At 69.5% G+C, this 14,798-nt stretch carries 16 protein-coding genes and 1 riboswitch; of the genes, 12 read left to right on the plus strand and 4 right to left on the minus strand.

What is annotated here, in order from left to right; translation table 11 throughout:
* Positions 1–489, plus strand: a 489-nt coding sequence (locus ACTHJJ_RS11385) for an HAD hydrolase family protein (RefSeq protein ID WP_440303059.1), incomplete at its 5' end; no start/stop codon positions are given.
* Positions 490–496: 7 nt separating this feature from the next.
* Here the strand turns inward: ACTHJJ_RS11385 and ACTHJJ_RS11390 are convergent.
* The gene (locus ACTHJJ_RS11390) at positions 497–1,318 is read right to left on the minus strand and encodes a glycoside hydrolase family 16 protein (RefSeq protein ID WP_440303060.1); all 822 of its coding nucleotides are present in this window, start codon (positions 1,316–1,318) and stop codon (positions 497–499) included.
* A gap of 200 nt (positions 1,319–1,518) precedes the next feature.
* Positions 1,519–3,546: an MMPL family transporter gene (locus ACTHJJ_RS11395; RefSeq protein WP_440303061.1), complete on the minus strand. Its 2,028-nt coding sequence runs from the start codon at positions 3,544–3,546 to the stop codon at positions 1,519–1,521.
* Between the two features lie 355 nt (positions 3,547–3,901).
* Here ACTHJJ_RS11395 and ACTHJJ_RS11400 point away from each other — a divergent pair, with 355 nt between their 5' ends.
* The 9 genes from ACTHJJ_RS11400 (at position 3,902) to ACTHJJ_RS11440 (ending at position 12,061) form a co-directional block, all read left to right on the plus strand.
* A complete protein-coding gene (locus tag ACTHJJ_RS11400) occupies positions 3,902–5,137 on the plus strand; it encodes a sensor histidine kinase (protein WP_440303062.1) in 1,236 nt (411 codons plus the stop codon).
* The gene (locus tag ACTHJJ_RS11405; RefSeq protein WP_440303063.1) at positions 5,122–5,820 is read left to right on the plus strand and encodes a response regulator transcription factor; all 699 of its coding nucleotides are present in this window, start codon (positions 5,122–5,124) and stop codon (positions 5,818–5,820) included. The genes ACTHJJ_RS11400 and ACTHJJ_RS11405 overlap by 16 nt, the downstream gene beginning before the upstream one ends.
* Before the next feature lie 68 nt (positions 5,821–5,888).
* Positions 5,889–6,677 (plus strand): class I SAM-dependent methyltransferase, encoded by a 789-nt coding sequence (locus ACTHJJ_RS11410; RefSeq protein ID WP_440303064.1) that lies wholly within the window; start codon positions 5,889–5,891, stop codon positions 6,675–6,677.
* A gap of 152 nt (positions 6,678–6,829) precedes the next feature.
* Complete coding sequence (locus ACTHJJ_RS11415; protein ID WP_440303065.1) at positions 6,830–9,211, plus strand: molybdopterin oxidoreductase family protein; 2,382 nt, start codon at positions 6,830–6,832, stop codon at positions 9,209–9,211.
* Positions 9,208–9,690, plus strand: a complete 483-nt coding sequence (locus tag ACTHJJ_RS11420; RefSeq protein WP_440303066.1) for a hypothetical protein — start codon at positions 9,208–9,210, stop codon at positions 9,688–9,690. The genes ACTHJJ_RS11415 and ACTHJJ_RS11420 overlap by 4 nt, the downstream gene beginning before the upstream one ends.
* 177 nt (positions 9,691–9,867) lie before the next feature.
* The gene (locus tag ACTHJJ_RS11425; protein WP_440303067.1) at positions 9,868–10,101 is read left to right on the plus strand and encodes a hypothetical protein; all 234 of its coding nucleotides are present in this window, start codon (positions 9,868–9,870) and stop codon (positions 10,099–10,101) included.
* Positions 10,102–10,219: 118 nt separating this feature from the next.
* Positions 10,220–10,363: riboswitch (cyclic di-AMP (ydaO/yuaA leader) on the plus strand.
* Positions 10,362–10,910, plus strand: coding sequence for a C40 family peptidase (locus tag ACTHJJ_RS11430; RefSeq protein WP_440303068.1), 549 nt, complete (start codon positions 10,362–10,364; stop codon positions 10,908–10,910). Its footprint overlaps the riboswitch before it by 2 nt.
* 192 nt (positions 10,911–11,102) lie before the next feature.
* Complete coding sequence (locus tag ACTHJJ_RS11435; protein WP_440303069.1) at positions 11,103–11,513, plus strand: iron chaperone; 411 nt, start codon at positions 11,103–11,105, stop codon at positions 11,511–11,513.
* A gap of 80 nt (positions 11,514–11,593) precedes the next feature.
* Positions 11,594–12,061 carry a pyridoxamine 5'-phosphate oxidase family protein gene (locus ACTHJJ_RS11440; protein WP_440303070.1) on the plus strand — a complete coding sequence of 156 codons (468 nt, stop codon included), beginning with the start codon at positions 11,594–11,596 and terminating at the stop codon, positions 12,059–12,061.
* Between the two features lie 6 nt (positions 12,062–12,067).
* On the opposite strand, the gene ACTHJJ_RS11445 is transcribed toward ACTHJJ_RS11440, so the two are convergent.
* Positions 12,068–12,637 carry a dienelactone hydrolase family protein gene (locus ACTHJJ_RS11445; RefSeq protein WP_440303071.1) on the minus strand — a complete coding sequence of 190 codons (570 nt, stop codon included), beginning with the start codon at positions 12,635–12,637 and terminating at the stop codon, positions 12,068–12,070.
* 68 nt (positions 12,638–12,705) lie between these two features.
* Here ACTHJJ_RS11445 and ACTHJJ_RS11450 point away from each other — a divergent pair, with 68 nt between their 5' ends.
* Positions 12,706–13,269: an ArsR/SmtB family transcription factor gene (locus tag ACTHJJ_RS11450; RefSeq protein WP_440303072.1), complete on the plus strand. Its 564-nt coding sequence runs from the start codon at positions 12,706–12,708 to the stop codon at positions 13,267–13,269.
* Positions 13,270–13,316: 47 nt separating this feature from the next.
* Positions 13,317–13,787 (plus strand): YdeI/OmpD-associated family protein, encoded by a 471-nt coding sequence (locus ACTHJJ_RS11455; RefSeq protein ID WP_440303073.1) that lies wholly within the window; start codon positions 13,317–13,319, stop codon positions 13,785–13,787.
* An 80-nt stretch (positions 13,788–13,867) separates the two neighbouring features.
* Here the strand turns inward: ACTHJJ_RS11455 and ACTHJJ_RS11460 are convergent, their stop codons facing one another.
* On the minus strand, positions 13,868–14,743 hold the full coding sequence (locus ACTHJJ_RS11460; protein ID WP_440303074.1) for an arylamine N-acetyltransferase family protein: 876 nt from the start codon (positions 14,741–14,743) through the stop codon (positions 13,868–13,870).
* Positions 14,744–14,798 lie beyond the last annotated feature (55 nt).

Here is a 14,798-nt window from a genome sequence, read left to right on the forward strand (position 1 = left end):
GACCTGGTCGCCGACATGCCCCTGCTGTCCGACCCGGCGCTGCGCCTCGTCCACGGTCAGGCCCAGACCGATGTCACCGTTGCCCGGCTGGACAAGGCCACCGGGCTGACCTGCCTGGCCCACTCCCTGCACGGATGTGGCGGCTTGGCGCTGGCCGTCGGTGACACCGGAGCAGACGTGACGATGCTGCGGTCTGCCACGATGGCGCGCGCTCCCCGCAACGCCGATGCAGTCGTGCGGGCCTCCGGCATCCCCCTGACGAGGGGCGCGTACCAGTCGGGACTCAGCGACGCCTGCACGGCCCTGCTCGGCCACCGGCCGGGCCGGTGCCCGGTATGCCGCATGCCCGATCTGCCGCCGCGGACCCGCCAGCTGCTCACCCTGCTGGCGCTGTCCGAGCCCGGTGTGGCCCGGCTGCCGCTGCGCATCGCGCGGGCCGCAGGCGTGGCGATGCGTGCCCGGCACGAGGCACGGTCAGGGCCCGACTGAGACGGGATCAGTGCGCGGCAGTCGAGGGGCCCTGCGGCTGCCATGCCCGAACCCAGTCCACGCTCATCTGGCTGCCGTCCGGTGGGGTGCGGTGCGCGTACATGCTCAAGTTCAGGATGAGGTACTCCGGCAGGGAGGTGGTGGCCCGCACCCCGACGTCGTACGGCCTCCCGTCCAGATACGCGATCGCCTCTGAGCCGGTCCAGTACATCCCGTAGACGTGATAGCCGTCGCGGTAGTCCACGCCGCGCTCGCCGTACGGAGTGGGCCCGGTCTCGCCACCACCGGCCGGGTGGAAGTTGAACCGGGGCTGGGAGCGGCTCGGGATCGAGGTGTCGAAGTACTCGAAGATGTCGAGCTCCGGCGGGTACTGCGTCTTCGGGACCGCCCAGAACGCGGGCCAGCACCCTGCGCATCTGGGGACCTTGACCCGAGCCTCGACGTACATCCCCGGCTTCAGGTAGAAGCGGCCGTTCGTGTTGACCTCCCCGGAACGGTAGGTGTAGGTCGTGCCGTCGATCGTGCGGACGGAGGGGTGCAGGACAAGGTTGAGGTTGCCGTCGGTGATCGTGACGCCGGACGATGAGAAGTACGCGCCCTCGAGCCGCGGGTTGTAGGGAGCATCGGCCTCGCTCGTGGCGCCGAACCGTCCGGACTGCCACTTCGCGGGGTCCAGCGTGGGGCCGTCGAACTCGTCGTCGAAGACCAACGACCAACGCTGCCGCCCGACACCGGTGCCGGCCTGGACCCCAGGGCCCGGCTCCACACTTGGGGCACCGTCGATGCAGGCGACGAGGATCCCGCCGAGGACGACGACAAGGCATGCCATCGCGAGCCTTGCCCCGGTCAACCGGAAGGTCAGCATCGGCATCGCCCAGTCCAGATCAGATCGACCCCACCTGCCGACAGGTCAAATCTTAGCGTCCCTGAATCGGGCCCGGCTGCGCCAAAGAGCTCCCGCGACCGGGTATGCCGCTCAGCTGCGCGAGCTGAGCGGCATACCTTCTCGTTGGCGTGGGCTGGTCTCGTTCAGCTGGCCGGCCGGGGTCGGCCTTCGACGTTCAGCTGTGGCAGGAGACGATCGAGCCAGCGGGGCAGCCACCAGGCCCGGGCGCCCAAGAGCTGCATGACCGCGGGAACGACGAGGCAGCGGATGACCGCGGCGTCGAGCAGGACGGCGACCGCCATCGCGAAGCCGGCCTGTTGGAGCATCCGGTCGGGCAGCAACGCGAAGGCCCCGAACACCATGAACATGATGGCGGCGGCGGCGGTGATGACGCTGCCGGTGTGGGAGAGGCCCTCACGGACCGCGTGCTGGGCGTCGCCGGAAGCGAGCCAGAACTCTCTCATCCGGGACAGCAGGAACACCTCGTAGTCCATCGACAGCCCGAAGACGAGCGCGAAGATGAACACGGGCATGAAGGACTCGATGGGTCCGGCGTGCCCCCAGAGCAGACCGTCCTGGTAGACGAGCTTCATCGCGCCGAGCGCGGCGCCGATGGAGAGCAGGTTGAGCACCGAGGCCTTGAGCGCGATGAGCAGTGACCGGAACACGCACATCAGCAGGAGTCCGGAGAGGCCGACCACGACCAGCAGGAAGGTCGGGAGCCGGTCCGCGACCGTCTGGGAGAAGTCGATATTGGCCGCCGTGGACCCCCCCACCAGCGCAGACTCACCGAGCTGGTTGCGCAGGTCGGTGACCAGCTCGGTCGTGGCGGCGTCCTGCGGACCCGTCGACGGCTGCGCCCTCATGAGATACGTGCCATCCGACAGCGGGACCGGCTGCGTCACTCCGTCGCGGACGATGCCGGGATCAGCCTGGACCTTCGCCCGGACGGCCTCGGCGGCGTCGCGGCTGCCCTCGGTGATCACTACGAGCGGCCCGTTCGCCCCGGGCCCGAGCTTCTCGCTCACGAGGTCGTAGGCGACTCGGGAGGTCGTGCCTGCGGGGTCGTTGCCGGCGTCGTTGAACCCGAGCCGCATACCGAGGGCCGGGGCCGCGAGGGCACCGAGCGCGAGCACCGCCAGGACGAGGGCGGGCCACGGTGACCGCTGCACCCGCTGTGCCCACCGCCGCCAGCCTGCCCCGGGCTCCCGGCGGGCCTTCGCTGCGTGCCGGCGCACGCTCTTCTCGATCCGCGGGCCGAAGAGGGTGAGCAGCGCTGGCAGCAGGGTCAGCGAGGCGACCATGGTGACCAGCACGGTCAGCGACACCGCGGTCACGGTGCCCTCGAAGAGCGCGATGCGGAGGGCGAACATGCCGAGCAACGCGATGATCACGCTGGCTCCGGCGAACAGCACCGAGCGCCCGGCGGTGTCGAGGGACCGCCGTGTGGCCTGCTCGCGGGTGGCTCCGTGCAGCAGCTCGCTGCGGAACCTGCTGAACACGAGCAGCGCGTAGTCGATGCCGACCCCGAGGCCGACGAGGAGCAACAGGCCGGAGGTGAAGTCCGGGATTGACATCACGTGCGAGATCAGCGCCACGATGCCGACCGTGCTACCGACCGCGAAGACCGCGGTGATGAGCGGCAGGCTCGCCGCCAGCAGGGAGCCGAACATCAGGACGAGGATGACGAGGGCAGCCAGGAGGCCCACGCCCTCACCGACGCCGCCGCTGCCCTGTTGCAGCTTGCGGATTCCCTTGCCGGACAGCTCGACCTGGACGTGGTCCGTCGCGTGCGCCGTCGAGACATCGATGAGGCGCTGATACGTGGCCTTGGGGGCACTGCCCTGCTCGCCTTCGAGGGCGACCTGGACCAGCGCGAGCGTGCCGTCGGGTGACACTGTCCCTTGTTGTGGGCTCGGTGGCCGCACCGAACGGACCCGGTCGACCGCGGCCAGCTCGCGGGTCAACGTGTGCACGTCCACCTCGGTGTCCCAGCCGCGCTCGTCATGGAGCACGACCGTGACGTTGTCGCCCGTCTGTTCAGGAGCGTTCCTCGCCAGCAGCTCGGCAAGCTGCGCCGACTGGGTGCCCGGCAGAGAGACGCTGCTGCCGTTGGTGAAGGCGGAGCCGATCCCCTGGGCGGCCACGGTGACCCCCAGAAGGAGTACCACCCAGCACACCAGAGCGGCCCAGTGGTGGCGCTGGGCGAAGCCAGCCAGTCGCTCCATACGGCTCGGCGGCTCGGGCGATCCGGGCGGTTCCGGGGCACCGCTGGGGCCGGTCGTCGAGGTGCCCACGCGCTCTGGCGGTAGGCCCGGGTACAACGTGTTGCTCACTTCAACCTCCATCGATCGATCGGGACTCGCTCGATCGTGGAGGTCGGGAAGGCGGTCGGTCTTCGGCCTACAGATGGTGTGCCCTACGCGGCTCGGGCCTTGTCCGCTGGGCCGATCCGCGCGTCTCGACGTAGCCGACCGCGCGTCTCGACGCAGTGCCGAACAGGCCTGCCGAACCTAGGATGACGACGTGCTCGAACGCGCCCTCGCCCCTCGACCGCCCGTCTGGGTGCAGGACGCCGTGCTCGCAGTGGTGATCGCCGCCGTCCAGGTGCTCGGCACCGCGACGCTGGCACGGTCCGAACCGACAACGGTGCTTCGGCCACTCGCCGACCTCGGCCACCTGGGATACGTCGTGCTGGTCACGACTGGTCTGGTCGTCTCGGTGCGTCGGCGGCTCCCCGTCCTGGCCTTCGCCGTCACCGCGGCCGGGAGCCTCGTCTACTACGCGCTCGACTACCCGGACGGACCAGGCTGGATCGGGCTGTTCGTCGCTCTCTACACGCTCACGGTTCGCGGCGACGGTCGCCGGTCCGTGGTGCTGGCCGGCGTCGGGATCGCAACGCTCACCGTCGTCTGGCTGATCGCCGCGCAGAACATCCAGCCCAAGGCCGCCATCGGCTGGGTGTTCTTCCGAATCGGCGCGTCCATCATGAGCGCCGCCCTGGGAGAGTCGGTCCGGTCGCGGCGCGTCATCGTCGCCGATGCGCTCGACCGAGCGGACCTAGCCGAGCGCACGAGAGAGGAAGAGGCCCGCGCCCGAGTGGCGCAGGAGCGGGTCCGGATCGCCCGCGAGGTGCACGACACGGTGGCGCATGCCATCGCCGTGATCAACGTCCAGGCGGGTGTCACCGCGCACGTCCTCGACCAGCGGCCGGACCGGGCCCGGGAGGCGCTCGTGTCGATCGAGCAGACCAGTGCCCGTGCGCTGCACGAGATGCGCACGGTCCTCGGTGTGCTCCGCGGCGACGACGACAGCCGTGCGCCGTTCCCCGGCGTGGATCAGATCGGCGACCTCGTGGAGCACGCGCGCCGCGCCGGACTCGACGTCCACGTCGATGACACGCAGCCGATGCCGCTGCCGAGCGTCGTCAGCAGTGCGGCATACCGAATCGTGCAGGAGTCGATCACGAACGTGCTCCGGCACGTCGGCCCGACCAAGGTCACCGTGGCACTGCGGAACTGCGCCGACGAGCTCGAGATCCACGTCATCGACGAGGGCCGCGGCAAGACCCGCGCGCGCCCGCCTGAGCAGATGCCGAAGGAGGACCAGGGCCGCGGGATCCGGGGAATGCGCGAGCGGTGCGAGCTGCTGGGCGGCCACCTCAGTGCCGGACCTCGGCACGACGACCCCGGGTTCGCGGTGCACGCGACCATCCCCCTCGCGCCGACCGGGGAGGCGGGTCCGGCATGGGCTACGAGATGACGCGAGTCGAGAACGCGCCGATCAAGGTCCTCCTCGTGGACGACGAGGGGCTCGTGCGGTCCGGCTTCCGGATGCTGCTCGAGACGGAGCCCGACATCGAGGTCGTCGGCGAGGCGACCACCGGCGGAGAGGCCCTGGCCCGCGCCCGGGAAACCCGACCGGACGTGGTCCTCATGGACATCCGGATGCCCGTGATGGACGGGATCTGTGCCACGGCCGAGCTGATGAAGATCCGCGGGCTCGAGGAGACTCGGGTGCTGATCCTCACGACGTACGAGACGGACGCCTACGTCTTCGACGCGCTCCAGGCCGGGGCGAGCGGCTTCCTGCTCAAGGACGCCGGACCCGCCGAGCTGCTGCACGCCATCCGCGTCGTCGCCGCCGGCGACGCACTCCTCGCGCCACGGATCACCCGCCGGCTCATCGGCCAGTTCGCGAGTGCCCGTGCGGCGTCCCAGGCCGCGGAGGAGCGGCTTGCCGTGCTGACCCAGCGAGAGCGCGAGGTCCTCACACTGGTCGGGCGTGGCCTGAGCAACGAGGAGATCGGAGCCCAGCTCTTCCTCAGCCCCGCAACCGCGCGCACCCACGTCAGCCACGCACTGGGCAAGCTGGGCGCCCGAGATCGCGCACAGCTGGTCGTCATCGCCTACGAGACCGGGCTGGTCGAGCCCGGCGGCGGGTGAGCGTCGCATTCGCGCGAATGAGGCCGGCCCCCTTGCTCACACGAGAACTCCTGTGACACGTTCGGCGCATGCCTACCGGGGATCGCGTGCGCGCGATGTCGCGCCGCCGACAGAGCGTCGCCTTCCAGCTGCGGTATGCCGTCCAGCATCCCGAGCGCATCGCCAGCCACGTGCGCCGGGCGGCCCGGGATGCGTGGCTGCGACTCCGCAGTCCTGACCACGTCTCCTACTACCGGGCGGTCATGCGCCACAACGTCGCTCACAGAGGCGCCAACGCGGCAGTCGGCAGTCCCGACGACGAACAGTGGCTGCGGTTCGGACACGTGCAGTTCCGCTATCTGCGCACCCATGGGCTGCAGCCCGGACACCGCGTCCTCGACATTGGCTGTGGCAACCTCCGGGCCGGCTGGCACCTCATCGACTACCTCGAGCCGGGCAACTACTACGGGATCGACATCTCGCCGGACATCCTGTTCGCGGCACAGCAGACCGTCGTGGATCGTGGCTTGCAGGACAAGCTGCCTCACCTGACACCGGTGCGCGACCTGCGGTTCGCCTTCTTGCCCGACGGCTACTTCGACGTGGTGCATGCGCACAGCGTCTTCTCCCACTCCCCCGCCGAGGTGGTCGAGGAGTGCCTGGAGCACGTCGGGCGCATCCTCAAGCCGGCGGGCGTCTTCGACTTCACCTTCAACCGGACCGAGGCCGCCGAGCAGCAGGTGCTGCACGAGGACTTCTACTACCGCACGGAGACGCTGGTCGCAGCCGCGCAGCGGCATGGCCTGGCTGCCCGGCTGATGGAGGACTGGGAGCGCAGCTCGCACCGGCAGTCCAAGCTGCGGGTCACCCACGCCTGACGTCGAATCGCCCGCTGTGCCGCCGCACGGTCTGGGACGGGACCGGATGTCGCCCTCCCGAGGTGGTCTTCCGTCAACGCAGCGGCGGCGGTCATCGGACCCCAAGCGTGGGTAGAGGACGGCCGACGGCTGAGGCACCGAGGAGGACCACTATGCCTGCCGACGATCGCATCACCGACGTCTGGGGCGCTCGCACCCCCTACGCTCGCGGCGGACGATGGCCCGAGCGCACCGACGCCCACTTCGCTGATGGCGTGAGCCCCGAGGACGTCGACCGCTGGGTGCGCACGGCGTCGACGCTGCACTCCAACGGTGACGCCTTCGACCTGGCCGTGCGCGGGGAGACCATCGTCGGCGTCCGCGGCCGTCCCGAGGACCGCGTCAACCACGGCCGCCTCGGCCCCAAGGACCTCTACGGTTGGCAGGCGCTCCAGTCGCCCGACCGCCTGACCCACCCCCTTGTGCGCCGGGACGGGCGGCTCGTTCAGTGCACTTGGGACGAGGCCATGGAGACCCTCGTGCGGCGGACGCGCGAGCTGCTCGACGAGCAGGGGCCGAGCGCGATCGGGTTCTACACGACGGGCCAGCTCTATCTCGAGGAGTACTACACGCTCGCGCTCGTCGCCCACGGCGGTATTCGCACCAACCACGTGGACGGCAACACCCGCCTCTGCACCGCCACCTCCGCCGCCGCGCTCAAGGAGTCGTTCGGCTCCGACGGGCAGCCCGGGTCGTACACCGACGTCGACCATGCCGACACCATCGCGCTCTTCGGACACAACGTCGCTGAGACGCAGACGGTGCTGTGGATGCGGATCCTCGACCGGCTCGCCGGCGAGGACCCACCGGCGGTCCTCTGCGTGGACCCGCGGCCGACGCCGGTGGCCCGGGCGGCCACCGTGCACCTCGCGCCCCGACCGGGCACGAATGTCGCGCTCATGAACGCGTTGCTGCACGAGATCATCGCCGGCGGCCACGTCGACGAGGCCTGGGTCACGAAGCACACCGTGGGCTACAAGGAGCTGGAGAGGACGGTAGGCCGGTACTCGCCTGATGTCGTCAGCCCGATCTGTGACGTGCCGGCCGAGGACATTCGCGCGGCGGCGCGTCTGCTCGGCGGGGCCGAGGCGCTCCTGTCCACCGTGCTGCAGGGCTTCTACCAGTCGCACCAGGCCACGGCCGCCGCGGTCCAGGTCAACAACCTGCACCTGCTGCGCGGCATGCTCGGTCGGCCCGGGTGCGGCATCCTCCAGATGAACGGCCAGCCGACGGCACAGAACACCCGTGAGTGTGGCGCCGACGGGGACATGGCCGGGTTCCGCAACTGGAGCAACCCCGACCATGTGGCCGACCTGGCCCGGGTGTGGAACCTCGAGCCGAAGCAGATCCCGCACGCGACACCGCCGACGCACGCGATGCAGATGATGCGCTACGTCGAGGACGGGTCGATCCGGATGCTCTGGGTGTCCGGCACCAACCCGGCCGTGTCGATGCCGGAGCTGGCGCGTATGCGCGCGATCCTGTCGCAGGAGCGGCTGTTCCTCGTGGTGCAGGACATCTTCCTCAGCGAGACCGCGCAGCTGGCGGACCTCGTGCTGCCGGCTGCCGCCTCGGGAGAGAAGACGGGCACCTTCACCAACGCCGACCGGACGGTGCACCTGTCCGAGAAGGCCGTCGACCCGCCGGGAGAGGCGCGGCCGGACCTGGACATCTTCATCGACTTCGCGAACCGAATGGGCCTGCAGGACAAGGACGGCCAGCCCCTGGTCAAGTGGCGGACCCCGGAGGAGGCGTTCGACGGCTGGCGCGAGTGCAGCCGTGGGCGTCCCTGCGACTACAGCGAACTCAGCTACAACAAGCTGCGAGGCGGCGGCATCCAGTGGCCCTGCACGGAGGCCGCCCCCGACGGCACGGAGCGCCTCTACACCGACGGGTTCTCGTGGGCGGGACCGGACGTGTGCGAGGCCTACGGCCGCGACCTCGAGACCGGGGCGCCCTTCGAGGCCAGCGAGTACCGCGGCATGAACCCGTTCGGCCACGCCGTGATCCGCGCAGCGGAGTACCGGCCACCGCACGAGATGCCGGACGAGGAGTACCCGCTGCAGCTGATCACGGGGCGCACCGTCTACCACTTCCACACCCGCACGAGGACGGGTCGAGCGCCTGAGCTGCAGGCCGCGGCGCCTGAGGTCTGGGTGGAGGTCTCGTCCGCGGATGCGGCCTCGTATGGACTGCGCGAGGGTGACCTTGCCGAAGTGACGACCCGGCGGGGCGAGGTGCAGGCGCGCGTCCGCGTATGCGGCATACGGCGTGGTGTCATCTTCCTGCCGTTCCACTACGGCTACTGGGACACGCCCGGTGGCCACCTCCCGCAGCAGCACGGACGGGCAGCCAACGAACTGACCCTGACCGACTGGGACCCGGTGTCCAAGCAGCCGATCTTCAAGACCGCGGCCTGCGCCGTGCGCAAGGTCGCCGACGCTGAGGGAGCCGCGTCCCCCGCGCCCAGCCTCGAGGAAGGAGCGGACCGATGAGGATCGGTACCGTCTTGGCGGACCTGCACCACGACGAGAACGAGCTGGCTCGGGCGCTGCTCCGCCTGTCCGATGAACACCGGGCCAACCACGAGGTGTACTACATCGCGCGGGACCTCGCGCAGTGGTCGTCGAGCCATGTGCGCGAGATAGCCCGGATGGCGGAGCAGTTCGGCGAGCAGCTCGACCCGGCCCCCGACCAGGCACCAGGCTTCGTCGAGCACGCGCGGATGTGGATGTCAGAGCGGTCCGCTCGCACGCCCGCGAGCGAGCTCGTCATGGTGCGCGCCTTGCGTGACGTGTACGTCCGAGCCTCGAGCGTCCTCACCGACTGGGAGATGATCGGACAGGCCGCGCAGACCCTGGTCAACGACGAGCTCCTCGACGTCGCCACCCGCTGCGGTGCCGAGACGAAGCGGCAGGCGCGCTGGGCGAACGCCCAGATCAAGGAGGCATCGACCCAGGCGCTCGTCGTCTGAGCGCTGCGGCGTCGGGGGGCGCACCGCCCGTTCGCCATAGCCGGTCCGCGCGCGGCCGGCCAGGCAAACCGAAGAGCGGGGATCAGACGGGGCGATCTGGGGTACGGGATATGAACCGTCGAGTCGCCCGGCGGGCCCTGCCTGACCCAAGAGACACCCTGGAACCGAGGACCCGTCATGATCATGCTGACGCTGACCGCCCCCCTCGTGGGCTTTGGTCTCGTCCTCTTCATGGAGAGGATCGAGGACCGGATGATGACGGCGACCCCGAGAGTGCCTGAGGGGCCGCGGCCGACCGCTCCCCGCCGCCACCGGCGACATGGCTGGTGGCTCCCCGATCGCCGGCTCGTCGGTGCCTTGGCGCTGGGGACCTCGTCCGCACTGACGCTCGTCGTCCTGCTGATGGTGTAACGCCCGTACGACCAAGACCATTGCGCGATCGTGATCTGATCGTTACTTTTGATGGATCAATCCCGCCCGCGTCGTCGGGCGGCCCACCGACCCGCCAAGTCCTGTCCGTCGGTGCCGGTCAATAGCACCGCTAGGACAGGAGCGGGGGACCCATTTGGGAGCCGGTCGAGCAGACCAGTCCTTGGGGTGAAGCCACGCGTGTGGCCGGGCAACTTCCACCCGAACCCGACAGCTCACCTCGGAGGCGTCGGAGGAAGTCCATGTCAACCACGACTTCGTTGCGCAGCTCTGCCCTGCGCACCCTCTTGCTCAACGCCATGCTCACCGTGGGCCTCGTGCTCGCGCTGACTGTGGGATCGCCCGTCGAGGGCGGCCCCGTCGCGTCCACCACCGGAGGCCAGGCCGAGTCCCGGACCCCGGTCACGATCCAGGCCGCACCCGCCGCGGTCACTTACACGATGCGCATGCAGGCGGTGCGCATCGCGGCATCCAAGAAGGGCGACCCCTACCGCTGGGGCGCCGCGGGGCCCTATGCCTTCGACTGTTCGGGCCTCGTCTACTACGTCTACCGCACGCGGCTGCACCGCTCCATCCCGCGAACGGCCAACGACCAGCGCCTCTCATCCATCCCGCTCGCCAAGTCCCAGAAGCGACCCGGCGACCTCATCTTCTTCATGAGCGGAGGGCGGGCCTACCACGTCGGCATCTACGCCGGCTACGGCGAGATCTGGGAGGCACCGAGGCCGGGCCAGTATGTCAAGCTTGCCCGGATCTGGACGAGCGCCTACGTCGTCGGACGGGTCCGCTGACCTCTGCGTGACCCCGCTCCCGCATACCCGGGAGGCTGTGGACGCGCGTGCGCACGCCACAGCCTCCCGGGCTCTCGGGCAACCCCGGATCAGCCGCGCTGCCCGCCTGACAGCGACCGTCACATTCCCGCCCGGCCCATACGTCCAAGAGAACGAAACGACCATGTCACTCTCACGGGAAGGACGCCCGACATGAAGACCATGACCTCTGGCCAGCCAGGATCGATGTCGACCACACATGGAAGCACCGCCGGGGGCTTCACCGCCGAGGAACGCGCCGCCAAGAAGGAGCGTGCCGCGGAGCTGCGCGCGGAGGGCAGGCAGGGCGCCAAGCAGGCAGACGCCCTGCAAGGAGTCCTGGACAAGATCATGGACATGTCCCCACAGGACCGCGCGCCCGCGGAACGGGTCCATGTCACCGTGACCACGCACGCCCCGGAACTGTCACCACGGACCTGGTACGGCATGCCCGCCTACGCGAACATCGACGGCAAGATCGTCCTCTTCTTCCAGGACTCCGCGAAGTTCAACTCCCGGTACGCCACCCTCGGGTTCCAGGACAGCGCCAACCTGGACGACAGTGAACTGTGGCCGGTGTCCTAAGCGCTCCGGCAATGGACTCCCATGGTGGAGAAGGAAGTTGCCCGCCTGGTGAAGGCGGCCGTGGCGCCTGGGCTGCTGCCGTGACCCAACCCATGACCTTGCCCGTCCCCCGCGATCGCGCAAGCCGCAAGGCAGACACCCTGGCGCTGCTGGCCACTCCCGCGGTGGACGTCTGGGTGGACACCGCGTCGGCTGCCGGCGAGCCCTACCTCGTACCCCTCTCGCTGGCCTGGGTCGAGGGGCAAGCCGTGATCGCGGTCGAGCAGTCGTCTCGCACCGCCCGCGATCTCGCTGCCTCGGGGCAGGCGCGCCTCGCCGTCGGTCCCACACGCGACGTGGTGATGATCGACGCGGTCCTCGACCGGACGCTCGAGGTCAGCGCCGAACCGACCCTCGGGGAAGCCTATGTGGCGCAAGCCGATTGGGATCCCCGTAGCAGTGCCGGCTACGTATTCATGGTGTTGCGGCCGGTTCGGGTGCAGGCACGGCGAGAGGCCAACGAGATCCCCGGCCGCACCCTGATGCGACGCGGCACCTGGCTCACCTGAGGCAGGTCAGAGGGACGCGAGGAACGCGCGCACGCGCTCCAGGAGCAGCGCGGACGCCTCCGGGTCGTAGGCGTCGAGCGAGGAGTCGGCGAAGAGGTGCTCGTCGCCTGGGTAGACGAACAGCTCGGCACCCGGCGTGGCGTCGGCGAGCTCGCGAGCGGCCGGCAGGTCCTCCTCGAAGAACTCGTCGCCCTCCTTGCCGTGGATCTGCACCGGCACGCCCTCCGGCCACGCCTCCCCGAACTCCGCGACCGGCAGGCAGGAGTACATGAGCAGCGCCCCGCGGGCACCGGGCCGGGTCTGCGCGAGCCGCTGCGCGATCGTCACCCCGAAGGAGAATCCCGCGTAGACGAGCCCGGGACCGAGCTCGTCGGCCGCCGCGGCGCCGCGCTCCCGGAGCGCGTCGACCCCCGCATCACGGGCGAATCCGAAACCCTCCTCGATGTCGTCGAAGGTGCGGCCGTCGAACAGGTCGGGCGTGTGCACGGTGTGGCCGGCCCGGCGCAGGTCGTCGGCAAAGGCCCGCACTCCGTCGGTCAGGCCCTGGATGTGGTGGTAGAGCAGCACTTCGGCCATGTCAGCAGCTTCCCCTCGTGGATTGATCGAGTATTTCGGAACGTTCGGTGATGCTAGTCTGTTCTGTCGTGGCGGACAACCCCCCGGACTACGAGCTGGCCGATCGGTTGGCGCTGACCACGCCGGCCCAGGTCAAGGCCATCGGCCACCCGCTGCGCACCACGATCCTGCAGCTGCTGCACGAGCGGGCCGCGACCGTCACCGAGCTGGCGGCCGCGGTCGAGCGCCCCAAGAGCACGGTCGCGCACCATGTGGAGGTGCTCACCCAGAACGGTCTGCTCCAGGTGGTCCGCACGCGGAAGGTGCGGGCGATCGAGGAGCGCTTCTATGGGCGCACCGCGCGCATGTTCTACGTGGCAGCGGAGCCGTCTCCCACCGGTGAGGAGATGCCGGGCGACTTCAACGACTTCGAGGTGGCTGCCCGCGAGTCCGCCAGGGCCTTCGGGCAGGGAAAGCTCTGGGGCTTCATCCGGCATGCGCGCATCTCGGAGGATCAGGCCTCTCAGTTCTGGCACCGGATTGCTGAGCTGGTTGATGAGTTCGACCGGATGCCGAGGTCGGGCGAGATCATGTACGGGTTCGCGATCGGCATCTACCCCACCGACCACCCAGCCCTGCCGCCGGCGCAGTGATGCACCCACTTGTGGCCGTCGTCCAATGACCTCTCGAAGGAGAAGCGATGACCTCTACTGGGCCCAGGGCCGCAACCTTTGAGACCATCTTGACCGCGAGCGGAAACAACACCGGCATCGTGGTCCCGGACAGCGTCATTGAGCAGTTGGGCGCTGGCAAACGTCCACCCGTCGTTGTTGAGGTGAACGGCTATGAGTACCGCAGCACCGTGGCGGTGATGGGAGGTCAGTACCTCATCGGCCTCAGCGCAGCCGTGCGCGCAGCCACCGGACTGGCTGCGGGTGACCCGATCAGGGTGACCTTGACGCTGGCGAGCTCTCCGCCCACCGTCGAAGTGCCTACCGACTTGGCGGAGGCCCTTGACGCGCAAGAGGGGACCCGTCAGTTCTTTGACCAGCTGTCCAACAGCCTGCAGCGCTACCACGTGGACAACATCAACGCGGCGAAGTCGCCCGACACTCGACAGCGACGCATCGACAAGACGGTCGGCCTGTTCCGGGAGGGCAAACGCCGATAGAGCAGTTGCCGAAGTCGTCCATGAGCCCGCGACGCACATACGGCTCAATGCGCGGTCGAAGCCCTGGACAAAACGGCCGTTCAGGGCTGAAGGCCTTGGGACTGCTCCCAGCGGTGGTGTGCCGAGACGACGTTGGTCCACAGTCGGTCACGCGCCTCGGGGGCCATGGTGTGCAGAGGCAGGTCGAACACCTCGGCGAGCAGGGCGAACCACTCCGCCCGGCGGGTGACGGGCTCCGTGGTGTGGGCATCGTCCCCGATACGGCTCAACACCAGGCCGCGGACGACATCCACGCCGGTCGCGTCTCTGCGCTCGGCCATTGCCACCTGCACGAACCCCGACTCCGCGGACGTCGACAACCAGTGGTGCTTCGCCTCGAAGTCGGTCATGCGCGCGTCGGCCATCGTCCACGTCATTCCAGTGAACCCGCCCTCTGGGTCGTGCGTCAGGTGCCACCACGACCCGTCGGGAGCCTGCTCGAGGGAGAGCCCGAAGGGTGGCTGATCATGCCGGCCGGCGACCAGCAGCAGGGGGCTGTGCAGCGCATCGCCCAGCCCGGCGTCGACGTACCAGACTCCGCACTCGTTGGTGTCACTGGCCGGCAGCTCTACGGTGAGGACCAGGTGGTTGCCCATCGCGTCGCTGCTCGGGCCGGCCGGGCCGTGCACTCCCCCGATGTGGCCCCGGACCCGGTAACCGACGGACCGCAGCAGCAGGCCGAGCGCCCCGTTCATGTGGTAGCAGTAGCCCCCGCGACCCTGGAGGGCAATGCGCGCGGCCGACTCGTAGGGGTCGATGTTCCACGCCTCCCCAGCATGAATCCACAGCGTCTCGTATGGGACGCGCTCGGCATGACGCTGGACCAGCAGGCGCAGGCTCTCCGCCGAGGGCGGCTCCGCCACGACCCCCAAGCGGGCGAGATACGCCTCCTGGACATCCCGGTCCAGTGGACGCATCGACCCGAACATGGCACCAATTGTTTCCCGGCCATGACGCCCTTCAACCTGAAAC

Source organism: Intrasporangium sp. (assembly GCF_051961875.1).
Lineage (GTDB): Bacteria > Actinomycetota > Actinomycetes > Actinomycetales > Dermatophilaceae > Intrasporangium_A.